This window comes from Lactobacillus sp. M0396 (genome assembly GCF_016101625.1).
GTDB lineage: Bacteria > Bacillota > Bacilli > Lactobacillales > Lactobacillaceae > Lactobacillus > Lactobacillus huangpiensis.
In genome coordinates this window covers 14,705-39,814 of sequence record NZ_JACFQE010000009.1, presented here as the reverse complement: position 1 = coordinate 39,814, position 25,110 = coordinate 14,705, and the positions used below count along the sequence as shown (strand labels likewise).

Annotated in this window: 25 protein-coding genes and 1 pseudogene; 13 read left to right on the top strand and 13 right to left on the bottom strand. The window is 36.8% G+C overall.

What is annotated here, in order from left to right; genetic code table 11:
- Positions 1-84 precede the first annotated feature (84 nt).
- From proC to H3T43_RS09090, 3 genes are all read right to left on the bottom strand, one after another.
- Positions 85-852, bottom strand: a complete 768-nt coding sequence (gene proC / locus H3T43_RS09100) for a pyrroline-5-carboxylate reductase (protein WP_198214116.1) — start codon at positions 850-852, stop codon at positions 85-87.
- A gap of 13 nt (positions 853-865) precedes the next feature.
- Positions 866-1,729: an aldo/keto reductase gene (locus H3T43_RS09095; RefSeq protein WP_198214114.1), complete on the bottom strand. Its 864-nt coding sequence runs from the start codon at positions 1,727-1,729 to the stop codon at positions 866-868.
- 63 nt (positions 1,730-1,792) lie between these two features.
- Positions 1,793-2,503: a YjjG family noncanonical pyrimidine nucleotidase gene (locus tag H3T43_RS09090; RefSeq protein WP_198214112.1), complete on the bottom strand. Its 711-nt coding sequence runs from the start codon at positions 2,501-2,503 to the stop codon at positions 1,793-1,795.
- 638 nt (positions 2,504-3,141) lie between these two features.
- Between H3T43_RS09090 and nrdJ the strand changes: the two genes are divergently transcribed.
- The 5 genes from nrdJ to H3T43_RS09065 all read left to right on the top strand — a co-directional run bounded on the left by nrdJ (position 3,142) and on the right by H3T43_RS09065 (position 7,333).
- Entirely contained in the window at positions 3,142-5,376 is a 2,235-nt protein-coding gene (gene nrdJ, locus H3T43_RS09085) for a ribonucleoside-triphosphate reductase, adenosylcobalamin-dependent (protein ID WP_198214110.1), read from the top strand.
- A gap of 36 nt (positions 5,377-5,412) precedes the next feature.
- Complete coding sequence (locus H3T43_RS09080) at positions 5,413-5,799, top strand: DUF4430 domain-containing protein (protein WP_198214108.1); 387 nt, start codon at positions 5,413-5,415, stop codon at positions 5,797-5,799.
- A gap of 75 nt (positions 5,800-5,874) precedes the next feature.
- A complete protein-coding gene (locus tag H3T43_RS09075) occupies positions 5,875-6,267 on the top strand; it encodes a DUF4430 domain-containing protein (RefSeq protein WP_109585681.1) in 393 nt (130 codons plus the stop codon).
- An 8-nt stretch (positions 6,268-6,275) separates the two neighbouring features.
- Positions 6,276-6,794 (top strand): ECF transporter S component, encoded by a 519-nt coding sequence (locus tag H3T43_RS09070; protein WP_198214106.1) that lies wholly within the window; start codon positions 6,276-6,278, stop codon positions 6,792-6,794.
- A complete protein-coding gene (locus tag H3T43_RS09065; RefSeq protein WP_198214103.1) occupies positions 6,791-7,333 on the top strand; it encodes a cob(I)yrinic acid a,c-diamide adenosyltransferase in 543 nt (180 codons plus the stop codon). The genes H3T43_RS09070 and H3T43_RS09065 overlap by 4 nt, the downstream gene beginning before the upstream one ends.
- A 77-nt stretch (positions 7,334-7,410) precedes the next feature.
- Here H3T43_RS09065 and H3T43_RS09060 read toward each other — a convergent pair whose 3' ends face one another.
- From H3T43_RS09060 to H3T43_RS09050, 3 genes are all read right to left on the bottom strand, one after another.
- Positions 7,411-8,274 carry an NAD(P)-dependent oxidoreductase gene (locus H3T43_RS09060; protein ID WP_198214131.1) on the bottom strand — a complete coding sequence of 288 codons (864 nt, stop codon included), beginning with the start codon at positions 8,272-8,274 and terminating at the stop codon, positions 7,411-7,413.
- 77 nt (positions 8,275-8,351) lie between these two features.
- Positions 8,352-8,975 (bottom strand): hypothetical protein, encoded by a 624-nt coding sequence (locus H3T43_RS09055; RefSeq protein ID WP_198214130.1) that lies wholly within the window; start codon positions 8,973-8,975, stop codon positions 8,352-8,354.
- Positions 8,972-9,166, bottom strand: a complete 195-nt coding sequence (locus H3T43_RS09050; protein ID WP_198214101.1) for a helix-turn-helix domain-containing protein — start codon at positions 9,164-9,166, stop codon at positions 8,972-8,974. The genes H3T43_RS09055 and H3T43_RS09050 overlap by 4 nt, the downstream gene beginning before the upstream one ends.
- A 256-nt stretch (positions 9,167-9,422) precedes the next feature.
- On the opposite strand from H3T43_RS09050, the gene H3T43_RS09045 reads away from it, so the two are divergent.
- Positions 9,423-11,168, top strand: coding sequence for a 1-deoxy-D-xylulose-5-phosphate synthase (locus tag H3T43_RS09045; RefSeq protein WP_198214099.1), 1,746 nt, complete (start codon positions 9,423-9,425; stop codon positions 11,166-11,168).
- Between the two features lie 34 nt (positions 11,169-11,202).
- Positions 11,203-12,069, top strand: a complete 867-nt coding sequence (locus tag H3T43_RS09040) for an alpha/beta hydrolase (protein WP_198214097.1) — start codon at positions 11,203-11,205, stop codon at positions 12,067-12,069.
- Positions 12,070-12,082: 13 nt separating this feature from the next.
- Here the strand turns inward: H3T43_RS09040 and H3T43_RS09035 are convergent, their stop codons facing one another.
- Positions 12,083-12,436 (bottom strand): MerR family transcriptional regulator, encoded by a 354-nt coding sequence (locus H3T43_RS09035; RefSeq protein WP_198214095.1) that lies wholly within the window; start codon positions 12,434-12,436, stop codon positions 12,083-12,085.
- A gap of 312 nt (positions 12,437-12,748) precedes the next feature.
- Between H3T43_RS09035 and H3T43_RS09030 the strand changes: the two genes are divergently transcribed.
- From H3T43_RS09030 to H3T43_RS09020, 3 genes and pseudogenes are all read left to right on the top strand, one after another.
- The gene (locus H3T43_RS09030) at positions 12,749-13,630 is read left to right on the top strand and encodes a LysR family transcriptional regulator (protein ID WP_034978707.1); all 882 of its coding nucleotides are present in this window, start codon (positions 12,749-12,751) and stop codon (positions 13,628-13,630) included.
- 102 nt (positions 13,631-13,732) lie between these two features.
- The gene (locus tag H3T43_RS09025; RefSeq protein ID WP_198214093.1) at positions 13,733-14,425 is read left to right on the top strand and encodes a carboxymuconolactone decarboxylase family protein; all 693 of its coding nucleotides are present in this window, start codon (positions 13,733-13,735) and stop codon (positions 14,423-14,425) included.
- 3 nt (positions 14,426-14,428) lie between these two features.
- Positions 14,429-15,330: pseudogene (locus H3T43_RS09020) on the top strand (aldo/keto reductase).
- Positions 15,331-15,370: 40 nt separating this feature from the next.
- Here H3T43_RS09020 and H3T43_RS09015 read toward each other — a convergent pair.
- Positions 15,371-15,889: an ABC-2 family transporter protein gene (locus H3T43_RS09015; RefSeq protein WP_198214091.1), complete on the bottom strand. Its 519-nt coding sequence runs from the start codon at positions 15,887-15,889 to the stop codon at positions 15,371-15,373.
- Between the two features lie 73 nt (positions 15,890-15,962).
- Positions 15,963-16,856, bottom strand: coding sequence for an EamA family transporter (locus H3T43_RS09010; RefSeq protein ID WP_187154035.1), 894 nt, complete (start codon positions 16,854-16,856; stop codon positions 15,963-15,965).
- A gap of 384 nt (positions 16,857-17,240) precedes the next feature.
- Between H3T43_RS09010 and H3T43_RS09005 the strand changes: the two genes are divergently transcribed.
- Genes H3T43_RS09005 through H3T43_RS08995 form a run of 3 tightly spaced genes read left to right on the top strand, consistent with a single transcriptional unit; the run spans position 17,241 to position 19,786 of the window.
- Entirely contained in the window at positions 17,241-17,969 is a 729-nt protein-coding gene (locus H3T43_RS09005; RefSeq protein ID WP_198214089.1) for an ABC transporter ATP-binding protein, read from the top strand.
- The gene (locus H3T43_RS09000; RefSeq protein WP_198214087.1) at positions 17,969-19,138 is read left to right on the top strand and encodes an ABC transporter permease; all 1,170 of its coding nucleotides are present in this window, start codon (positions 17,969-17,971) and stop codon (positions 19,136-19,138) included. The genes H3T43_RS09005 and H3T43_RS09000 overlap by 1 nt, the downstream gene beginning before the upstream one ends.
- Positions 19,139-19,168: 30 nt before the next feature.
- On the top strand, positions 19,169-19,786 hold the full coding sequence (locus tag H3T43_RS08995) for a TetR/AcrR family transcriptional regulator (protein ID WP_198214085.1): 618 nt from the start codon (positions 19,169-19,171) through the stop codon (positions 19,784-19,786).
- Between the two features lie 59 nt (positions 19,787-19,845).
- Here H3T43_RS08995 and H3T43_RS08990 read toward each other — a convergent pair whose 3' ends face one another.
- The 4 genes from H3T43_RS08990 to H3T43_RS08975 all read right to left on the bottom strand — a co-directional run bounded on the left by H3T43_RS08990 (position 19,846) and on the right by H3T43_RS08975 (position 24,990).
- Complete coding sequence (locus H3T43_RS08990) at positions 19,846-21,069, bottom strand: ABC transporter permease (protein WP_198214083.1); 1,224 nt, start codon at positions 21,067-21,069, stop codon at positions 19,846-19,848.
- A complete protein-coding gene (locus tag H3T43_RS08985) occupies positions 21,062-21,958 on the bottom strand; it encodes an ABC transporter ATP-binding protein (protein ID WP_198214081.1) in 897 nt (298 codons plus the stop codon). Before H3T43_RS08985 ends, H3T43_RS08990 begins: the two co-directional genes overlap by 8 nt.
- Before the next feature lie 218 nt (positions 21,959-22,176).
- Positions 22,177-22,854: an NAD(P)H-binding protein gene (locus H3T43_RS08980; RefSeq protein ID WP_198214079.1), complete on the bottom strand. Its 678-nt coding sequence runs from the start codon at positions 22,852-22,854 to the stop codon at positions 22,177-22,179.
- Between the two features lie 159 nt (positions 22,855-23,013).
- Positions 23,014-24,990, bottom strand: a complete 1,977-nt coding sequence (locus H3T43_RS08975; RefSeq protein ID WP_198214077.1) for a PTS glucose transporter subunit IIABC — start codon at positions 24,988-24,990, stop codon at positions 23,014-23,016.
- Between the last annotated feature and the right edge of the window lie 120 nt (positions 24,991-25,110).

The following is a 25,110-nucleotide window of genomic DNA, read 5'->3' as shown; positions in this document are numbered from 1 at the left end:
TTAACTTATTTCCCTTCTTAAATACACTTTATTGTCAAAAAAGACATCAGATAAAATTATCTGGTGTCTTTTTAATTGATTATTTTAATTAGCAGAAGCGTTTACCGCCTGAATCAGCGCGTTCCTAAACCCTTCTTCTTCAAGTTTTGTTACGCCTCTAATTGTCGAACCGCCCGGTGTTGTAACTTCATCTTTTAGCTCCTCGGGCAATTTTTTACTAGCGAGTGCTAACTTACTTGTGCCTAAAAGCATCTGGTTAATGATTTCGTATGATTCGGCTCGGTTAACTCCATTCTGTACTGCGGCATCACTTAGAGCTTCAACCATTAAATCAACATAGGCAGGTGTGCAACCAGCTACAGTACCATATATGCCCAACAAATTTTCAGGTACAACGTAAACAGTTCCCATTTGGGTAAAAATATTTTTGACAGTAGTGATTACTGCCGGCTTTTCATCAGGTACAAAACTGATAACTGTGATACCGGTACCGATTTGCACCGGTGTATTGGGCACAATTTTGCCAAAAGAAGTTTCTGCTGGCAACTTTTGATTAATTTGAGTCAGATCGCCACCACCAGTTGACAGAATAATGCCGTGATATTTTTGACCTAAATTTTTGATGATTGTTTCAGTGGCAGAACTACCTACTGCTACTATAACTGCTTGACAAGCATTAAAGTCCTCATAATTATTAATCAAACTTAAGTGAAGTTCAGCTGCCATTTTTTGAGCAGTGTGATGGCGTCCACCATTAAAGACATAAATGTCCTCACTGGGATTTTGAGCATTTAACAAGCCCTTAATAATCGCAGAGCCAATCTTACCAGCTCCAATAAATCCAATTTTCATCAGCAATCACCTTTTAAAAATCTGTTTGATCTGGATCATTTGCTACTTGGGCTGCCCCATGCAAACCATCGAGTTTTGCCATATCAGCCTCAGTAATAGTAAAGTTAAAGACCTGCAAATTAGCTTCTAGTCGCTCGCGATGAACTGATTTTGGTAGTGGAACGAAACCATGTTGCAATGACCAGCGTAATAAAACTTGTGCCGGACTCTTATCATAATTCTGCGCAATAGAAACTACCGTGTCATTAGCAAACAAACCACCTCTGCCCAGTGGTGAATATGCTTCGCTCAGAATACCAAGTTCTTTATTATAAGCCGTCACGTCTTCTTCCATATCACTAGGGTTAAGATAAATTTGATTAACGGCAGGACGAATCTTAGCAGTTTTCAGAAGTTCATCTAAGTGTTTACGTCTAAAGTTGGAGACGCCAATTGCACGAATCTTTCCCGCTTGAACTGCCTCTTCCATTGCCTGCCAACTTTCCGCATTCAATTCAGCCCAGTGATCACGCACCGGAGCCGGATTAGGCCAATGGATTAAGTACAAATCAAGATAATCTAAATCCAGTTTAGTTAAACTTTCATCAATTGCAGCTTTAGTTTTCTGGTAACCGTGATGATCATTCCATAACTTAGTCGTTACAAATAAGTCACTCCTATTGACCCCACTTAGTTTAATGCCCCGACCAATACTTTCCTCATTGCCGTAAGCAGCAGCCGTATCGATTAAGCGATAGCCAAGACTTAGCGCATCCTCGACGGTTTTTTGAGCAACTTCACCATCAGGAGTTTGCCAAGTTCCCAGTCCGATAACTGGTATTTTGACGCCATTATTTAATTCATAAGTGTCATGTAAAGATTGAATTTTACTAGTCATAATTTTTCACCTCTCACCAATATTATACCGAACTGAACTATATTCTACAGAAAAAGATAGTAATTACTGCAGCTGTTTTTGAAAGTCGCTTTTGAGTAAAGTTACAAATTGCGGATAAGTAGTTACTTCATACAGCGGATGCAGATTCATCTTATTCTTGCGCCTGCGGTGGTTATACCAAATGCTGTCAAAACCATACTTTTCTGCTCCTAATATGTCTGACTGCAGTCCGTCACCAAAAAAGACTGTATCTTCAGGACCAATATTGGTGTGAGCAAAAAAGTAATCAAAAATCCGGGTATCAGGTTTAGAAAAACCAGCTTCTTGCGATGTTACAATTAAGGAAAAATAGTCCTTAATTCCCGCTAATTCCAATCGATGCCTCTGCATAAAGGTCTCACCATTGCTTAAAACCGTTAAGCAATAATTTTGTTTACGGGCATAACGCAAAGTATCCACAACACCGGGCAACAATTTATGAGCCTTGCCAAAATACGAACGATATTCATTCATTATTTCTAAGCCATCAACTGCAATACCCAAATTTTCTTTAATAAAATTAGTAAAAGCCATCTCACTGAGCTGATCATAATTGATCTTGCCTTGTTCCAGCTTACGCCACAGTCCTTGATTATATGCATGGTAATCACGTTGCATCTCATCAGTTAACTGCCAATGATGTGCTTTAAAGAGACTATGCAAAGCAAAACTTTCTGTAGCAGCAAAGTCAATCAAAGTATCATCAACATCAAAAATTATTTGTTTATAACGCAAGCAATTTCTTCCTCTCCAAATATTCCTAAGAATATAATGCGTATTCACTAAAATTAGTGTGGAGATTCATTATAACAATATTTCACTGATAAAGGACATAATTAACTATTTTTAAATTTTGCTTACATTGCTACTGCTATTTCACAAAATAAGATATAATATCCTTTAATTTAAGCAAAAGGGGTGATTGGGCATGTTTACATTATTATTGATTTTGTTTCTCATTTGGCTTTTAGTCAAAATGGGAATTGGGATTGTCAAAATCCTGTTTTTCCTTTTAGCTTGTGCTCTTGCTTTCTTTTTCTTAATTCATCTATTTATTCCTGCAATCATTTTTCTAGGTTTAATCTTCCTTTTTTTCGCAGCAGTTAGGCATTAGTTTTACTTTAAAAAAATAAAGATATATTCAAGCATAATAAGTACTAGATTCAACTTATTGTGCTTTTTTGTTGCTCTGAATTCTATATGTTTTTTTATTACCCTCTATAACTTACTCGCACATCATTTAATGCTTTTCACTTGTGTTTAAGAGTAAACTTTGCTCTAGAAAATACAAGATATTGTGGTATAGTTCTAATTGTAGCCATAGATGATGTGTCTGTGGAACAATTTATCAATTTTAAGGAGTAACTTTGAACATGAAAAATACAAGCATAACCTTAGATCAGGGTTACATTGATCAAGTGAAACAAAATGTCACTCCCCATTGGGGAGAGCTTGGCTGGGTTACTTATAAAAGGACCTATGCCAGATGGCTTCCTGAAAAAAATCGTTCTGAAAATTGGGACGAAACGGTTAAACGCGTAATCGAGGGCAACATTAATTTGGATCCCCGTCTCAAAGATTCTCCTTCGACAGAAGTAGTCAACGAATTAACAAACGAAGCTAAGGATTTATTTAAACTGGTTTACGGTTTAGGTGCAACACCTTCTGGAAGAAACCTGTGGGTTTCTGGTACAGACTACCAAAAGCGCAATGGTGACTCTCTGAATAATTGCTGGTTCATAGCTATTCGGCCGCAAAAATATGGTGACAGTCATATAGTGCCAGATTATTTAGGCCAAGAACAAGAAGCCGTTTCAATGCCCTTTTCATTTCTTTTTGACCAATTAATGAAAGGCGGCGGCGTTGGCTTTTCTGTTGTGCAAGACAATATTAAAAAGATTCCTGCAGTTGATAATAAAATCGACTTGGCAGTCGTAATTGACAAAAAGAGTGCTTCATACGCAGATTCAGTTAAGTTGGGTGCGACTGACAAAGCTGAATGGGCTAAGCAAAATGAAGATAAGTCAGATTATATTTATTACAACTTGCCTGATACCCGCGAGGGCTGGATTTTAGCAAACGCTCGTCTAATTGATATGCACTTTAATCAAACCAATTCTGAAAATAAGACCAAACTGGTACTCGATATCAGCAGAATTCGTCCTTACGGAGCTAAAATTCACGGTTTTGGCGGCACTGCTTCTGGACCAATGCCATTGGTGGAAATGCTTTTTGATATTAACAACATCATTAACAACCGTGTTAACAGCAACTTAACCTCTGTTGATTGTACTGATATCTGCAATTTGATTGGTAAAACTGTTGTTGCCGGCAATGTCAGAAGGTCAGCAGAGCTCGCTTTAGGTACGAATACTGACCAAGACTTTATCACGATGAAACAAGATAAAGATAAACTCTACCACCACCGCTGGGCCTCAAATAACAGTGTAGCTATTGACTCTAACTTTAATGAATACGAACCAATAGCTAATGGTATTAGAGAAAACGGTGAACCCGGAATAGTTAACCTTGACTTATCTCGTAATTATGGCCGGATTATTGACGGCTATCAAAAAGATATTGATGGTGACGTTGAAGGTACTAACCCTTGCGGAGAAATTTCCTTGGGTAATGGTGAACCATGCAACCTGTTTGAAGTATTTCCATATATTGCAGAACAAGAAAATTGGGATCTGAAAGACGTTTTCAGATTAGCAACTCGTTTCGCTAAGCGGGTAACCTTCAGTGACTATGACTGGGAAATTTCTCGCAACATCATTTATAAGAACCGGAGAATTGGTGTTTCCATGTCAGGTATCCAAGACTGGCTGTTAAACGATTTGGGTCACCGCGTTGTTACCGGCTTTGAAGACAGTATTGATGAAGAAACTGGCGCAAAAATCAAGAAGCCAATTTACGATCCTCAAGGAATTAAAATGGTTACTGAAGCTTACCAAGCCGTCATCGATGCTGATAAAGAATACAGTAAGACTTTGAATTGTAATGAATCAATCAAGCACACAACTGTTAAGCCTTCAGGTACTGTTGCCAAACTGGCTGGAGCTTCTGAGGGAATGCACTTCCACTATGCCGGTTACCTCATTCAAAGAATCAGATTCCAAGCTTCTGATCCGCTGCTCAAAGCACTTGACGCTTGCGGTTACTATTCAGAACCAGATATATACTCACCAAACACGACTTGTGTTGAATTTCCATTACGTGCTGCTCACGCTGATAGTAAAAACTTCGCTTCAGCTGGCACAGTTTCAATTGAAGAACAGTTTGCAACGCAAGCATTCCTGCAAACTTACTGGTCAGATAATGCAGTCAGCTGTACCGTTACTTTCCAAAGCGACGAAGGCGACAAGATCACTTCACTCTTTAAACAATACCGTCATGTAATTAAGTCAACTTCACTGTTGCCATACTATGGCGGGTCACTCAAACAAGCACCAAAAGAGCCGATCGATAAAGAAAAATACGAGGAAAGAAAAGCACAGATTACCGGCGATGTCGCTCAAGTTTTTGCTGAGCAAAATGATGATCAAAAAGACTTGGAATTAGTTGATCAAACCGATTGTGAATCCGGTGCATGTCCTGTTAAATAAATCATTTAAATAATTTAAGTAGGCGAAATTTTAATCATGAAAAAAAGCAAGTTACCAATTGTTGCCAGTGTTGCAGCCATTTTTGCCTTTACTTTATCCGGTTGTCAGAACAATCAGACCCAGCAAAAACCTAAAGCAAACAATAATATTTCTGTTAGCTATGTTTTAGCTACGAAAAAAGATACAGAAAAAAAGACAGTTAAAGTTCCTAAAAAGTCTACTGTTATGACTGGTCTAAAAAAGGCCTGGAAAGTAGACAGCAATAAAGGGTTCATTACTGCAATTGATGGTAAAAAGCAAAATGCCAAAAAGAAAATATACTGGACTTACACCGTTAACGGAAAATACGCTACCAAAGGTGCTAACCAGCAAAAAGTCGCAAGTAACGATAAAGTAAAATTCACTTTAGCAAAAATGAAATAAAAAAGTCCGTGCAAGCGACTAAGTACGAAATATTTTAGTGCTTGCACAAAAAATTTATAGATTGGGAGTTTTTATATGAAAAAAAGCAAATTATCTGTTTTAACCGGAATTGCCACTATTTTTACCTTTACGTTTGCAGGTCTTGAAACAACCCAAAACGTCCAACAGGTTGATGCCAGCAGCAAGATTAAAGTTACTTATACTCTGAAAGTACACAACAAGACTTACAAAAAGAAGACTGTTAAATTGCCTAAGCACTCAACAGTAATGCGCGGTTTAAAGAAATGTTGGAAAGTAAAGAGTACGAATGGTTTTATTACTTCTATTGCTGGCAAGAGCCAAAAACCAAGTAAAAAAATCTATTGGACCTACAGAATTAATGGTAAGTTCGCCCAAAAAGGCGCAGCAATTCAAAAATTGGCAAACAAAGACAAGGTTAAATTTACTTTAGCAAAAACTAACTTCTAAAGTTTGCTATGGTACGTAATTCAACTAAAAAGTTAGCACTATTAGCCATTTTAACGGCCATGTGTGTAGCACTGAGAATTTTTAAAATAATTCCTGTGCCGAATGTCCAGCCGGTAACCGATATCTTAATGATTGTAACTTTGAATATCGGTTTTGGATTTGGCTTTGCCCTAGCCCTTTTGACCATGGTAGTCTCCAACATCTATTTAGGCTTTGGCATCTGGACTGTGTCACAAGTTTTGGCTTATGGCGGTTGCGTTTTAACCGTCGCTTTGTTAGGTAAATTTACGCCGCTTAAGAAGCACTTTACTTTGCAACTATTTCTAGCTGCTTTTCTTGGCTGGGAATACGGCTGCTTCGTTGACTTCGGTATGTCTATTTTCGGTGGTTTTAATGCCTTTTTAGCATACTGGGCCGGAAGTCTGGTATTTGATACTTATCATGCAGTCGGTGATTTAGTATTTTATCCCATTTTATACAAGCCACTGAACATTGCACTTGATCATTACAAACGGAGGCTTTTATGACAATTAAAATCTATACTAAGGTGGGCGACCAAGGCTTCACAAAACAGGTTACTGGCAAAATGGTTCCTAAATATGACCTGCAAATTGTTGCCGTTGGTGATATTGACGAACTTGATTCATATCTAGGCGTTGTAATTGCCAATTTGTCTGCCAAATGTCAAAAATTGCATGATCCTTTACAAGATTTGCAACGTGACTTATATGAACTTGAAAGTGACATTGTTGTCAAAAGGCATGAAGAAATTACGACAGAAAAAGTAGAAAATCTGGAAAAACAAATTGATGACCTCAATAAACAAATTCCTAAAACAACCCATTTCATTCTACCTGGCGGTTCGGTTACTGCAACTCATTTACATTATGCACGTACAGTTGCCAGACGAGCAGAACGTTCGATGTCAAAATTGAACGCTGAGGAGCAAAAGCTTGCTCCTGCTTGTTTAAAATATATCAATCGCCTATCAGATTATCTATTTATCTTAGCACGCTACGCCAACGTATTAGATGGTGTGCCAGAGGTCAAAAGTAAAATCAAATAAGCTTACTCATATTAAAAAAGCGGAGTGGTTTCAAATTAAGAAACTACTCCGTTTTTAGTTTATTTAAAATTAATACTTTACTGCCACCACAGTTTGATCAATCCCTGTGTACCCAGGTCGCCTAAATGCTTTTCATCAACCAAAGTCTCATACAATCTTTTAGCTTCTTCAGTGGCAGGCAATTCAATTTTCATTTCTTTAGCCGTCTCCAAAGCAATGCGTAAATCTTTCAAAAAATGTTTACTGAAAAATCCTGGGGTATAGTCCCCTTTTAAAACTCTCGGACCGTAATTACTTAAACTCCAGTTAGCAGCACTACCCGCACCGACGGTTTTGAGGACCGCTTCCAAATCAAGGCCTGCCTTTTTAGCATAAACCAGCATTTCTGTCATACCAGTCATCGTACCTGCAATCATAATTTGGTTTGCCATTTTGGTATTCTGACCTGCACCAGCTGGTCCAAAATAGTGAACTTGCTTTCCAAAATCCTTAAAAACAGGTTCCAAGTTTTGATAAGCAGATTCATCTCCCCCAACCATGATGGTTAAAGTACCATTTTTAGCGCCCAGGTCACCACCAGAAACTGGAGCATCCAATACTTTAGCGCCCTGCTTTTCACCTGCAGCAAATATTTTTTGTGCTAAAGCTGGTTTTGAGGTTGTCATATCAACCAGGTTTTTGCCTTTGACATCAGCCTGCAAAATGCCGTTATCTCCGAAGTAAACCTGTTCAACATCTTTCGGAAAACCTACAATTGTAAAAATCGTGTCTGCATGTTCAACAACAGCTTTAGGATTTTCACACCAAGTAGCACCTTGAGCAACTAAATTATCCGTCTTGCTTTTTGTCCGGTTATAGACCCATAACTGATGACCGGCCTTTAACAAATTAAGACAAATTGCATTGCCCATTACGCCAGTGCCAATAAAACCTATTTTCATCATCAACATCTCCCTTATAAAAGCGTTTTCTCGACAACTTAATCATACCACTAACTTATCTTTAATAAGCAAGTTTTTTATTTATTTAGGTTTTCATTAAAAAATATTTTTGCTTGTTCACCATATTCCGGCATCCCCAGCAATGTAAAATTTTTAACAGCCCATTTGCACTTAGATAAATATTCTGACCTATGCTCAAAATGATAGCTGATCATATTTTCCAGCAATACTAATACATTTTTTAAGAAAAACAATTCAGGCCTCGTCTTAACGTTTTTAGCAGCTTTAACAAAATAACGCGCTTCATTATAAGCCTGTTGTTCAATGCAGATCATTAAGAGATTACAAATCACTCCTAATAGTTCTTCTTGCTGGCGCGGCTTTGAAACGTTCTTTAATTTTTCAACTACCTTTTTACCTATTAGCAAATTGCTTTTCAAATCATAAATAGGAATCAAATTAATATAGATCCGCAATGCTTTTTCGTCAAAATCATTTTGATCAAAGAGCCAGCTTTTTAATTTATTCTTTTTAACTTCAATTAAATCTGCCACCTTATTTCCCGCATCAGCTAATTCAAAGTCAATCAGCAAGAGCATTTTTTCTTGATCTTTGAAATCACCATCTGCTACATACTGCCTGATTTGTCTAATTTTCTGAATGTCATTTTGATAATACGCGCTGTTTACTTCATCTTCTATAAAACTAGCCGCATTATCCTGAGCTTGATCTGATTAGCAGTTAGAATTGCCAACAAATCTTCTGCAGTAATGCGGTGAATCCCTTTTTCTACTTTTGAATAATAAGAAGGACTAACAATTCCAGCTGTCCACTCTTTTTGCGTTTTTAAATTTCTAATACGAAATTCTTTTAGTAGTTCTCCGATTGTCATTTTGATTCCTTAACTAGTTTTCGTGTTTTGCGACTTACTCAATAATTATAGTTTAAATGGTATCAAGTTCTTTTTAAATAAAAAGTTTTAGTTTGCTATTTGACTTAACCTTAACTTTAAGTACTACAATTTTAATAATTATAAAATTTATGTTGCAGGTGAGAGCAATTTATCCAATTGCTAGCTCACTCTTACAGGAAAGTATTTTATAATTATTAATAAACATTGAATAAATTAGTGCAGGAGGCACTTGATAATGAACAAACATGAAGATTTTTTACTAAACCAAATTGCCGGGCCTAAGGATTTAAAAAAATTAAGCATCCCTGAAATGGAAAAATTAGCCCAGGAAATCAGAACATTAATCTTAGAAAAAGATGCAGCTGAAGGCGGACACCTTGGTCCCGATTTAGGGATTGTGGAGGCTACAATTGCCTATCATTACGTCTTTAATGCTCCACAAGATAAAATTATTTGGGACGTTTCGCACCAAACATACCCACATAAAATGTTAACAGGACGAGCTCAGGCTTGGCTTGATCCTGACCACTATGAAGACATTACTCCATATACCAACCCTGATGAAAGTCCTTATGATTATTACTCAATCGGTCACACTTCAACATCTATTGCTCTAGCAACAGGAATGGCTAAAGCGCGAGACTTAATGGGCAACCATGAAAACATTATGGCTTTAATTGGTGATGGTTCCATGACTGGCGGACTGGCCTTTGAAGGTTTAAACAATGCCGCAATTGAAAAGCATAACTTGGTAGTCGTAGTTAATGATAATCAGTGGTCAATTGATGAAAATGTTGGCGGCTTAGTAACTGCTCTGAAAAAATTACGAGACACAAATGGCCAGACTGCTGAAAATCCGTTTACAGCTATGGGCTTTGATTACCGCTATGTCGCAGACGGTAACAACCTTACTGATATGATTGCCGCTTTTAAAGCGGTCAAAGATATTGATCATCCAATTTTATTACACATTAATACTCTTAAAGGCAAAGGCTATAAGCCCGCAGTTCTTGATGAAGAAGCTCACCACTGGGTCTCACCGTTTAATTTAGAAAACGATCAGCCACTTGCTCCAGAAAGTCAGGGTTCTACTCCCAATTCAGTTGCTCTTGATGTGATTAAAAATGAGATTAAAGCAGGAAAGAATATAATGGCCATAGATGCCGCCATCCCGGGTGTCTTTGACCTTGATGATTTTAAAAACGAATTTCCAGATCATTACACTGACGTTGGTATTGCTGAACAAGAGTCTGTTGCTTTTGCCACTGGTTTTGCTAAAGAAGGTGGCATTCCAGTTTTAATGGAAAATTCTACTTTCCTACAGCGTGCTTTTGACCAACTTTCTCACGATACAGCTGCCAATGACCTGCCAGTTGTAATGTTAGTTGCGGGAGGGAGAATTTCTAATCAATCAAAAACTCACTTGGGAATCTTTGATCAAGTAATGATTTCTAACTTGCCTAACTGGATTTATCTGGCTCCTACTACACTAGAAGAAGAAAAAGCAATGATCAAGTGGGCAATTAGACAAAGATGCCACCCAGTTGCTATTAAAATGCCGGCTAATGTGCCAGACTCAGACAAACAAACAGTAGCGACTGATTATTCAGAAATTAAGTATCAAGTTAAACCAGGTAAAGATGTGGCAGTTTTAGCGCTGGGAGATTTTTATCAATTAGGTAAAGACGTGGCAACTAAATTAGGAGCTACCCTAGTTAATCCACTCTCTGCCAATATTTTGGACAAACAGGCCTTAGACGAATTAGCAGCCAATCATCAAGTAATTGTTACTCTTGAAGATAACTCTCTAGATGGCGGTTTTGGGCAAAAAGTGGCATCCTACCTTGGTAAAACCAAAGTTAAAGTACTTAATTACGGTCAAAACCGCGTTTATACTGACCAAACTCCAGTTAAAGAAATTTACCAGCAAAATCATTTAACTACTGAGCAAATTGTGGCGGATGTGCAGCAAATTTTATAATTGCAACTAATGATTCTTTAGGAGCTGATTAATAATGACTAGAAAACGTAAGGCCATTCTTTTTAGTACATTAATAATAGTCATACTGCTATTAGGAATTTACTTTTTAAAAAATAATTACCAAAAAGAAAATGGTGCAAGCATTCGCATCGATACGCCAACACTTTTTGTACATGGCTGGGGCAGCAGTTACCACGCTGAAGAAAGTATGGTGGCTTATGCGCAAGAACATCATGCTACTAATTCTGTTATTCGTGCCGACGTTAGCTCTACAGGTAAAGTCACCTTAATAGGGACAATAAAAAAACGGGCCAAGAACCCGATAGTTGAAGTCAACCTCCAAAATAATAAGAGCACTTTTGCTGGAACAAAAAATCAAATTGCTGCCATGAACAAAAGCAGCAATTATATTAAAGACGTGATCATTGCACTGCAAAAAAGGTATCACTTTAAGCAAATTAACTTAGTAGGACATTCGATGGGCAATCTACAAATTGCATATTACTTACACAATAATGCCACTAATTCGCACATGCCTCACCTAAATAAACAGGTTTCAATTGCCGGCCATTATAACGGTTATATTGGAGAACAAGGGGCACCAAATAAAACTGTCTTAAATCGCGCTGGCAAACCGCAAAAAATGAGTGTAGGCTATCGGGAACTTTTAAATTTGAGAAAAAAATTTCCTCAAAATGCTGACGTCCTGAATATCTATGGTGATATGGGGTCTGGCAGTGATGGTGACGTTACCGTTAACTCTGCTCGTTCTTATCGTTACTTAGTCGGTAAACGCGCTCGCTCATATCAGGAAAAAGAAATACGTGGATCTAAAGCTCAACACAGTAAATTACATGAAAATACACAAGTTGATCGCTTATTAGTCAATTTTTTATGGTAAGTAGCAACCTAGTTTACTGTATTTTGCCTTGGTCGTACAAACTAATCTTATTTTTTAAACGAACAATGGTAGCTTGGATGTTCTGATCTTGTCTTTCTAACCTATGCAACTCCTTGACTAAAATTTGCCGTCTGGGTTTCTTGGTATCACTGCCTTGATGCAATAATTCAATATATTCAAGTAAATCTTTCACTGGGATTTTTACCTGACGCATACATTTAATAAAACTAATCCAAGTAAGATCTTTTTCCTCATAGTTTCTAACCCCGTGCTCTTTTTTGACTTCAGGTATCAGACCCATTTTTTCATAATACCTGAGTGTTACAGGGGTTAATTCTACTTTTTCAGCCACTTCTGATATTTTCATTATTGTTCTTCTTTCCGGTAATTAAACTTAGATCTAAGTTTAAGTCTTATCTAAAAAAATATATTAGGCTGATTGCAGCAATTTTACTCGTTTTTAAGCCTAATATCGTTAAAAAGTAGCCTATAATAACATTATAGGTGCTTTTTATATATAAATTCTTAGATCGCTAATTTTGGTATAAATAAAAATCATCTTATTTTACTAACACTTAAAATTTTAATCACATCTATTATTATGTAAAATACTTATTAAACATGAACAGTTATAACTTACTTGCATTAAAGTCTTTTAGTTAAAGACAGGAAGGATAACATGGAATTAAGAGTTTTGAATTATTTTGTAGCTGTTGCCCAAGAAGGCAATATGACTCGTGCTGCCAAAAAGCTGCTTATCTCTCAACCAGCGTTATCAAGACAAATCGCTGATCTGGAAGACGAACTTGGCGTTAAATTATTTAGCCGTAAGTCACGGCGCTTGGCGTTAACTCCAGCAGGACATTACTTATTAGAACAGGCACAAGAGATATTGGAATTAACTGCCAAAACTAAAAGAAATATCGAAAAAGATTCTTTTGTCAGTGGCGATTTGACCATTGCTGCGGGTGAAAGCATCGGTATGCAACGAGTAATAAATGTGATCAGCAACATTATCAAGGAACATCCCTCCGTGAAAATTCACTTATTAAGCGGTGACTATAGTTATGCCGAGCGCAAATTAAATAATGGGACAGTTGATTTTGCAGTTATTATCGGAGATGTTCCTTTAGGAAATTATGCTTCTCTAACACTGCCTGAAAAAGATACTTGGGGAATTTTAATGCCCAATGATGACCTTTTGGTAAAAAAGACAGTGATCAGGCCAGCAGACTTACAAGGCAGGACACTGCTAAATTCGCAGCAAGCGCAAAAAATGCACCTTTTTCAAAACTGGCTAGGAAATTACTATGATTCAGTCAATTTTATTGGCAGCTATAATTTAAATTTTAACGGTACCTTGATGGTTAAAAATCATGCCGCATTAATGCTTACTCTAGATAAATTAGCTGATACATCTAAAGGCTCTGGCATTACATTCAGAAAATTACAGCCAGAGCTGCATCAAGCTATCAAAGTAGTTTGGAAACACGGTGTTAATTTATCACCCGTTGCAGAACTATTTTTAAAATTATTGCAGGAATCAATTTATAAAAAATAAAATTTTATGCAAAAAATTTATTACAGTTAATGAATAAAAAGTATTATACAACTGCTTTAAACGAGCTTATGATTTACTAAACTAGATAAAAAGAGGGTTTTGATGAATAAACGTATTGCCAATCAATTTCAGGACTTGATTGAAAACTATGTAGCGGATGTAGAACGTAATTGCGCAAAGCATTTACAAAAAGATCGGGTATTAATACCATTAATCGCCAGCACGGTGCAAGGAGTATCAGTTGCTATTCCCGACCAAGTGACAAAAATTTTGGATGCTAAAATAAAACCAGAAGTTTTATTAGAAATGCTATTTCAATTAGCTCCTGTGATCGGAACACTAAAAGTTGAACAAGCTTTAGAGCAAGTGCAAATTGTTTTTAGTCAACGAAAGATAGTATTAAACTCCCCACAGATTGAATCAGATCCAAATTATGGTGCAAAAGTACAGGAAAAGCTTTATGGTACTGAAATAAAAACATTATTGCATGACTTGCCTGATGAAGCCGGCAGTTTTATTCCGCATGCTTTAACAGAGCACTTCTTCAATGACTTTTACAAACGCCAAGAATTAGATGTCCGTGACAGAGAACGTTATGAGCTGCTGGCATTAATTACCATGAATGTAGACTTTCAGATTAAAGCACATGCGCGTGGTAGTCTGAAAGCCGGCAACAGTGAAAGTGAACTGATTTGGTCAACAATTCAATTACTGCCCTATATTGGCTTTCCTTTTGTTATTAACAGCGTACAAGTTATTCATCAAGCAGCAGAACAAATGAAAGGCAAAGAGTAACAAATGAAATATACAAAACTGGGTCATACGGGGCTGGATGTCTCACGAATTTGTCTTGGTACAATGGGATTTGGTCGTCCAGAATCCGGAATGTTTCCCTGGGCAATTGATGCCCAAAAAAGTGAAAAAGTTGTTGCCAAAGCTTTGGAATTAGGTATTAATTTTTTTGATACTGCAAATATTTATTCTCATGGTGACAGTGAGCGCTATCTTGGAGCTGCACTTAAAAAAATTAGCTCACCGTGACCAAGTAGTAGTTGCAACTAAAGTATTCTATACCCCAACTAATGAACCTAATCAACATGGTCTTTCGCGCAAGGCAATTATGACGCAAATTGACCAGAGCCTAGAGCGTTTGGATATGGACTACATTGACTTATATATTATTCACCGCTGGGGATTATCAAACTCCAATTGAAGAAACGATGGAAGCTTTGCATGACTTAGTCAAAGCGGGAAAAGTAAGATATATCGGTGCTTCCGCAATGTTTGCCTGGCAATTGGAAAAAGCCCAAAATATTGCCTTAACGCCATATAGTCCCTTAGCTTCGGGTCGGTTAACCAGACAATGGAGTGCAGATACTTTAAGATTTCGGACAGATCAACCTGCTAGAGAAAAGTATGACGCTGATAAAGAAAAAGATATGCCAATTATCCGCAGAGTAGGCGAAGTAGCAGAAAAATATCATGTTCCCCAAGCCCAAGTTGCCCTGTCCTGGTTGCTTCATCAACCACAGGTAGCAGCTCCAATTGTTGGTGCCACCAATCCTGACCATTTACAATCTTCTGTTGCAGCAGTTGATTTAGAACTGGCTGAAGAAGACTTAAATTATTTGGCAGAAGCATATACGCCTCACCGGGTTGTTGGCCCTCTTACTCCAGAAGATCGTAATTTTACTCGTTAAAACAAAAGCCCTGTAGCAATAGCTACAGGGCTTTTTAATATTAACTGCCAGTACTTTGGTATTTTTGTAAAAATACTCGCCATAACTGATAAATTATGACAAAAAAGAATACACAGGCGCCAGGAATTAATAGTAACCATATCCACTCATGTTTAACTGCAATTTTTTCTTGTGGAATTGAAGCAACCCAGCCGATTGGCAAGATAAAAGTCATAATTATCTTTAAAACCGATGAATAGATCGCTAAGGGATATTTACTCATGTCAAAAAAGTCAAACGTTGTTTCTGCCAAGTCGCCTAAGCCATTAGACAAAAGCGAAACTATGTTACCTAATATGGCCAATCCCAAAAAGATGAGCGAAGTAAAAAATAAAATAAAAATAAACATGATCGTGATGTACCAAGGATTATGCAATTGCATATCCACAATTATTAACAGCAATAGCGCAACAATTAAATCGCCCCACGCATCTTCATCCACACGTTCATTAACAAACTGAAATAAAGGATTGACGGGTTTAATTAAAACGCAGGTTTCATCCCTAAATAAAACCAGCAATCACCTTGAACCGACGTTTCCAAGTCATTTCGCTATTTTAGCACTTCACTTCCAATTTTCCAAACTCTTGCAGTTACTTTGAAAATAAAGCCAAGATAAAAATGGCCACAATTACCAAAATATCTGCGAATTTCATCTTTTCTTTAAGGAAAATATCGCCAAAGATGACGCTGTATAAAGAGGTCATATTTAAAAAGATCCAGGCAATGCTTGAATTGGGAGAAGATGTTGCCAAAGTATAAGTTACTTGCGCTAAAAGCGTTAGAACTGCTCGGGAACCATAAATCAGGTAAACCTTGCCTTTAAGATTTTCGGCGCTGATCTTGAGAGTCCTGTTTTTATAAATAAAAGTAATTAAGGTAATTAAACAGCGCACATAAATTGTCATAATAGTAAAAAAGACCAGATCAATCGGTTTGATTAGGCCTTTAGTTAATAACGGTGAAAGTGCTGCTTGAATAATCAACAAGGGCGCAATTACGGCAAAAGTCGTCAACAGGTTTTTCAAATTTAAATTATTATGACGCTGCTCGAAAACAATATAAATAACTACTATTACAGTGGAAATAATCGAAACCAGATATGAGGATTTGCTAAAGTAGCCCATAGTCAGCAAGATGGCCCAAGGAATAAAAAGATCGGTCACCTTGCTCAAAAGCACAGACTGCATAATTGAAACTTTTTTGAACACATAGCTGTAACCATAAGCAACTATCTGCGCCAAAAAAGCATATAAAAGGACTTTAATAATATAGTTGTTGGTTATTCTGGGACTAGGAAAACTGTGCAGGACGTAAATCAGGAAGAAAGTCACTAAAACCGAGCTGCAAATATTATTTAAAAAGTTCACATCAATTGAGCTTTGCTTCCGATACCCCATTTGATAACGGTCAATAACTGATATTATTCCCCTGGAAAATGATGAAATAGTGGCAAAAATAATCAACCAAATATTACTGATAATCATGCTTCCTCCATATGAAAAACATAGTCTAAAACTATTACTAATATCTTGGTCTTTGCAGCCACAATTAAAAAGTCAGAGAAATATTTGTTATCAATAACTATGAGTTGTCTAGTTACTAAAATCCAGCCATTGGACATACAAAGTTTAAATGTATTCAAATGATGTTCACATATGACTAATCATAAAAATACAGTATTTGGTTTGAATAGTATTTTATTATACACCAAGTTAAAAATTCAAAAAAGTAGCTGTGAGTCATAATTATTTAAAAATACTTTTGCTACATTGACCAAAATTCATTTTTCTAACTCATTGTTCTTTACAAGTGAGTAACTACTCACTATAATATTTCTTTGTGAGTGATTACTCACTTTAGGAGGAAATATGAACAATTTTATTGAAATTCATAACTTAGTTAAAAAATATGGTAAAGAAACCATTTTGAACAATGTTAATTTAACACTTAAAAAAGGCGAAATCATCGGTTTAATTGGTCCCTCTGGTGCAGGAAAAACTACGACAATTAAAACAGCTTTAGGAATGGAAAAGGCGGACTCGGGATCTGCCTTAGTTTTAGGAAAGCAGATGCCGAATAGAAAAATTTTAGGTGAAATTGGCTACATGGCGCAATCAGACGCCCTATATACTTCACTAACAGGAGCAGAAAACCTGGAATTTTTTGGTGAAATGAAGGGTGTTGCTAAGAAAGATATAGCAGAACAAATTGAATATGTCGCTGAAGTGGTTGATTTAACAGATGCATTAGATAAATATGTTAAAGAGTATTCCGGAGGCATGATGCGCCGCCTGTCGCTAGCAATTGCCCTACTTTCTTATCCTAAATTACTTGTTCTAGATGAGCCCACTGTCGGAATTGATCCCGCTTTACGTAGAAAAATCTGGCATGAATTAAATAATTTACGCAGTCAAGGTTGCAGCGTATTAATCACCACTCATGTTATGGATGAGGCTGAAAAAACTGACCGCGTCGCCTTGCTTCTTCATGGTGAAATTATTGCTTTTGATCATCCGCAAGTTCTTGAACAGAATTATGGCGTACCAACTATTGAAGATGTCTTTTTAAAAGCAGAACAGAAGGAAGGAGAAAAATAATGAGAGTAACAGCAATTGTCAAAAAAGTTTTAAAAGAACTTTTTCGTGATAAAAGAACTTTAGCAATGATTTTTCTGGCACCAATTTTAGTCTTGTGGTTGATGAATGTAATGTTTGCTTCCAATTCATCAACCAGTGCTAAGCTGGCGGTGGTTGATGTCCCTCATCAAGTAAACAAAAACTTAGACAAAGTGGATCACGTTTCCATAAAAAAATATACCGACAGAACTCAAGCAAGAAAGAAACTAAAACAAAATAAAATCGACGGTGTGATCTATTACCACCACAATAAATACTATGTAGATTATGCTAATACGGATTCGAGCAAAACTGCTCTGACCAAACAAGCTTTGAAAGCTGCAATTACGGGGCAGTCAATTACTAAAATGAAATCTGCACTAACTCGGAGTCAAAAACAATTAGTTAAATTATCTAAACAATTAGCTATTGTAGCGCAAAAAAATGGTATGCAAGTACCGACCAAACCAAGTGCGCAAAAGAAACCTAAACAAAAGAAGGCAAAAAAAGCTAAGATTATCAATAAATATTACTACGGTAACAGTGATACAGGCTTTTTTAATAAGATTGAGCCCATCTTAGTTGCCTTCTTTATCTTCCTGTTTGTTTTTCTTATTTCAGGAATGGCATTGTTAAAAGAAAGAGCCACAGGCACTTTGGACAGATTATTGGCCACTCCCGTTAAAAGAAGTGAGATCATCTATGGTTATATGATTAGTTATGGCATAGTTGCTGTCATTCAATCAATAATCATTATTGGTGTCACAATCTGGTTATTAAATATTGAAGTAGCAGGCAATGTGTTGTGGGTAATTTTAATTAGTATTCTAGTAGCAATGGTTGCTTTAGCTTTCGGTTTCTTGCTATCAACCATTGCAGAATCAGAATTTCAAATGATGCAGTTCATCCCACTTGTAGTTGTGCCACAAATATTCTTCTCAGGTATTATTCCCCTCGATTCAATGGCGAACTGGGTATCTTACCTGGGTAAAATACTGCCACTAACTTATGCGGGAGACGCATTAAATCAAGTAATACTTTACGGCCGCGGATTTGAATCATTTGCTGGCGATATGCTAGCTTTATTAATATTTATAGTTGTCTTAGTAGCATTAAACATTGTTGGCTTAAAACGGTACCGCAAAGTATAATTAAGCTAAAAGCAGAAAAAGGTGATATTTTTGGTCCAAGTTATTTCCGCATATGAAAAAGAACTAAACAATGAAAAAATTCCAGCCGGGAAAAAGAAGGTATTGTTAGCAGCACTTGATTTATTTTCAAATCAAGGCTTTCATGCTACTACCACCTCTAAAATCGCAAAAGCGGCTGGAGTAAGCGAAGCCACAATTTACAAATATTTCCAATCAAAAGATGATTTGCTTAAAAAACTACTCAGTCCCTTATTTATTGAATTACAGCAAGACTTTATTGGCAGTCTTTCCCAATATCAAACTTTGGACGCATTGGTCACTTTTATTGTCAAAGACCGACTTGAATTTATTAAAGCCAACTTTGATTTTATCAAGTTGCTTTTACAAGAAATACTGACTGACCCCAAATTACTGCAATATTTTAAAGATCTAATCAGTAAGGAAACTGATTTTATTAATGTGTTCAACAGTTGGAAACTAAAATTTTCTGAAATTGACTCGAGCTTAACTCCAATTGAAATAATTAGAATAATTATTGGACCTATAGGAGCCTTTGCCTTACAAACAGACTTCTTTAACTTCCAAGGAGACACTACTACCGATTACGGCTTGATTAAAAAACAAATTATAGCTGGACTAACCAATTAAGAGCAGTTTAGTTTCACATAAAAAGACTAGGATTTTTTCGTCCTAGCCTTTTTTATTACTTATGCTTTACTATATGCCAGCCCTCGTTTTAGTCTCTTCCAAAAACTGGTATCTTCTGTTTGTAAAATTACGCCTTGATAAATTTTACTAATGTATACTGTTAAAGCAACAATACTTACTATTAAAATTACCAGCGACAAAGTAACTTCCATATTACCAACGTGGCCATTAATTATACGAATTGGCATCATGAATGAGGAAAAGAAAGGTACGTAAGATAATACTTGTGGCAGAATTTGTTCTGGGTTAGTAATAAGCGCAAATGACAGGAAAAATGCAATGAGGGAAAGCATTGTAGTACCTTGAGCAGCTTTTGAAGAATCTTCCGGCTTAGCTACTAAAGCTCCTGAAAAGGCTGCTAATATCGTATAAATAATTACACCAAGAATCAGAAAAATGAGATTGACATTTAACAAATTGCCCAAAATTTTATTTATTACTACTTGATTGTTATGCATAAAAGAAGCCGTAATTTTTGAATGCAATGCCCAACGGTAAGTTGCCCAGCCGCCAACAATATAAATGATGAGCTGAGTAAAAATTACGCCGAAAATACCCAAAATTTTGCCTAAAAAATATTTTGCAGCAGTTGTACTGGAAAAAATGATTTCCATAATCTTCGTGCCCTTTTCAGAGGCTATTTCTTGAGCTGTAATACTACTGTAGGACATCAAAACCATATAAACGACCATAATCACAATAATTAAAGACACCATTTTAACCAATTTATCTCTCTGATGATTTTTCTGGAGTACTTCGCGATATTTTGGCTGTTGCTGTAAGGCTTTAAACTGACGTGGCGCTAATTGCGCCTGTTGCAAATTAAGCTGACTCTGCAAGACTTGTAAATAGCTTTTTACTTTGGGTTTCAATTCATCATCAATAGGTGACGCTCCATGATAAATGGCCTTAACCTGCTTTTTTTGCGTTTCAAATACCAAGTAGCCATCAATCTTTTCTTTTTTGACAGCCTTTTTAGCAGATTCAGCGGTTTTAATTTTAGCATCAACATATTTATCATTATTTTTAATAAAGTTTTGGCGAACTTGCTCATTGGAACTGATAACTGCAATCTGACTGTCTGGATCAGAACTAGCACCGACAGCTCCTCCTAAAGCACCACAACCAATTATGAAAAATGGACCCAGAATCAAAAGCAGAAAAGACCAAGACTTAACTTGATGCCAATAAGTTTGCAGCGTTACGGTCCATAATTTATTCATGTTGTTCACCAGCTTCCATTCTAAATATTTCGTCAAGTGTTGGTGGTTGTTGCCGGAACTCTTCAACATATTCGCCATTTGTCAATGCGTCAAAGACTTCCGGACCACTATTTTCATTTTCAATTCGCAAAAGATATTGGCCATGCGCTTTCTTTTCCACTTTTTTAACGTGAGGGAGCTGCTGCAATTCTGCAAGCGACTTAGTAGTTTTGCAGTAAATTTCTGTTTTACCAAATGAGTCACGAACAGCGTCAACTGTACCACTTAAAACAACTTGTCCCTTTTTCAACATGATCAAACTATCGCAAATTTCTTCGACATTTGACATATCGTGACTGGAAAAGATAATTGCCGCATTATGCTTTTTAGCATCCAAAACTGCATTTTTGAACAAATCTGCATTTACCGGATCCAAACCACTAAAGGGCTCATCCAAAATAATTAACTTGGGCTGATGAATTAAAGTACAAATTAACTGCACTTTCTGCTGATTACCCTTCGAAAGTGTTTTTATTTTGTCACTTTTCTTGCCCTGAACATCAAAGCGTTTCAGCCAGTCATCAATTTGCGGTTTTATCTCTTTTGCAGGGCGGCTTTTTAGCTCCGCCAAATAAACAATTTGCTGCTCAATAGTCATTTTGGGTAGTAAACTGCGTTCTTCCGGCAAATAGCCTATCGTATCAAAAGTTTTTTCAGTAATGGGCTGATCTTCCCAGGAAATTTTTCCGTCGTAATGAAGAAAATTTAAAATACTGTGAAAAGTGGTGGTTTTCCCTGCACCATTTTGACCAATCAAACCCATAATTTCACCAGGCTGAATAGTAAAGTTAACATCTTGAAGCGCTGGAAAAGTATCAAAACTTTTACCTAAATGTTCTACTTTTAGCATAGCTCCCTCCTTTATTCTAATAATAATATAAGCAGATTTTACTATATGCATTCATGTAAAAGCAATACTTTTTTAATTTAATCAGACTTAAAGCAACAATATTTACACTACTACTTTCATTCATTTTTTATTGGGTTTTAGTCCAAAGTAAAAGGCTAATAAATTATGTTAGCGAAGCAATAATTTATTAGCCTTTTAAAGTTTATGATCAAATATTTTTAGTGGAAGTTTGTAATTGCCTGTTTAATAGGTACTGTGCCATTAGCAATATCAAATTCCTTTTGGTGTAATTTTCCCGTTAAAATAATGTCAGCAATCGTTTGGGCCACATCTTGACGAGTAATTGTCATATCTGCAATAGAATCAGTAAAATGACTTGCTACTTTAATTTTCCCTGTTGCCTTTTGATTAGTCAGTGCAACTGGTCGTAAAATTGTGTAGTCCAGTGAGCTGTGTAACAACCATTGATCAGCATAATATTTTGCCGCATAGTAATAATTTTGTGGTCCTGCTGCTGGTGCATTATCCGACCAAAAACTGCGATCGTCAGATTTAATCGCACTAATCATGATAAAACGCTGAATGTCAGTATCTTTTGCAGCGTTAATTGCTTTGACTGCACCGTCAAGATCAATCATCATTGTTGCATCAGCACCTGTTTTGCCACCTGAACCAGCCGCAAACACTACTGTATCGACTGTTTGCATCACTTTTGCCAATTCTTTTTGCGACCCTGCTAGATCAATAAAAGCAGTAGCAATTCCCTTTTCTTGATATGCTTTCTCCTGCTCATGGGAGCGCAAGCCTGCAATGACCTGGCAATTCGTACTTTCTTGTAGAATTTTTACCAATAATTGCCCAACCTGTCCGTGAGCACCAATTATCAGAACTTTCATTTCAATCACTCCATCTACAATAATCTATTTTATTATAGTTTAACCGAGTATTTCAAAAATACATTATAAAAGGGCTCTTGACTAATCACTATTAGTTTTAGAACCCTTTTATATAATTCAATATTTTTTAAAAATTAATCTATTAAACAACCCCACATATTATAAATCAGCTAAATTCTTTTTCTTGGGTGCAGTCTTAGGACTATCAGCATCATTCTCCTTATAACCAAAGAAGTAAGTCAAAGCAAATGCAGCAACAATAGTCACAATAGAAGCAATCCAGAAGTTCAGCAGGTTATTAGGATTGCCTTGTCCGGCTTTAGGAACAAAGGATGGGAATCCAATCAAACTGCCAGTAAAGCCATACATATCAACTTTAAGTAGTCCGTTTACCAATCCGCCAATGGCAGCACCAAGACTGGAAGTCATAAATACACGACCGTACTTTAAGTTAACACCATACATTGCCGGCTCAGTAATACCTACAGCTGCAGAAATAGCAGCACTTAAAGATAATCCCTTTAGGTCAGGATTATGCTTGGTCTTAAACCAGACAGCAAGTGCACCAGCACCCTGTGCAATCATAGTTACTGAAACAATACCGTTTAAAATACTGTGTCCTGTTGCAGCAATATCATTCGCAATAATTGGAACTACTGCCCAGTGCAGTCCGAAGATAACCAGTATCTGGTAAAGACCACCGATGATTAAACCGGAAAGTGCAGTGTTGACAGTTAACAGCCATTGCAATACTTTAGCAATTCCCGTAGAAATAAATGAAATTACTGGGCCTACGATAATTAAGACTGTCATCCCTACTAAAAAGATTTCTACTAGAGGAGTAAAAATTTGTCTTAATGTGACTGGCATCCACTTCTTAATCCATGGTTCAATTTTAGCAGCCATCCAAGCCGCAAAAATCATTGGGAAAATCGAATAAGTATATTGTGGAATATGAATTGGAATACCGAAGAAGTTGGCATTAATACCTACACCAGCCAGGAAGTAACTGAATTTACCGCTGGCATAAATTTTTACTAAATCAGGGTAGATCAGAAAGCCGCCAATAATAGAAACAACTACTGGATTAGAGCCTAATCTTTGAGCTGCAGTAAATCCAACAATTAAAGGCAAGAAGTAAAACGACGCATCCCCCATTGCATTGATAATTGTGTAAGTTGGCGAAGCCGTAGACATGTGGCAAAAGTTAGTTAAAATGTTAAGAATACCTTTTAACATACCACTGGCGGCCAGCAAACCAATTACTGGCATCATAGAGCCGGTAATTACACCTATTAACTGAAAGAAGCCATTTTTAATCTTGCCACCAATAGATTGGTCAGCCTCTGGAACTGGAGCAGCTGGTGTAGTCTCCCCTTGTCCGGCATATTCAGGCCCGAGCAGCTTAATTAGTTCATCATAAACATCTTCTACTGTTTGACCAATAACTATTTGGTATTGGTTATTAGCACGGGTAACATCAATAACACCTTTAATATTATTAACTTCGTCATCATGCGGAATACTATTATCCTTCAAAGTAAATCGTAATCTGGTAAAGCAGTGCATAACGTTTTTAACATTGCCAGCACCACCAACTGCCTTAACAATTTCACGTGCTGTAGTTTGATATTTATTTTCATCTTTACTAGCTACAGGTGAAGTCTTGGTTTGCTTCAATGTGATAGTGGCAGCAGATTCACCAGCAGACTTGGTGCCAAGAGCAACATCGATACCAGCTAAAACATCAGCGGTATTAGTGATTGCCAAGATCACTGTATCGTCTTTTTGGGCATCTTTAATCTCCTGCAGATCCATTGTCCCCAATTGTTGGCCTGCTTTTACTTCTGATCCTGATGCTACTTGCCAGTCAAATGGTTTGCCATCAAGTTCAACGGTATCTATACCCAGGTGAATCATCACTTCCACACCCTCTGCTGTTTGCAAGCCGAGTGCATGTTTAGTTTCAGCAACCATTACCACCTTACCCGTTACTGGTGAAACTATTTTCCCAGAACTAGGTTTAACAGCAAAGCCTTCACCTAATTTTTTCTGGGAAAAAACCGGATCATTAACATCACTGAGATTAATGACCTGACCAGCAACAGGTGCCAGTATTTTAATCGTACTACTCATATTTTAGCCTCCAGAAAATTACAACATAAAAGGTCGTCATATATATTGATAACGCTTTCCTTAAAATTATAGTTCTTGTATAGACAGGTGTCAATAAATTGATTATTATGGTGTTGTAAT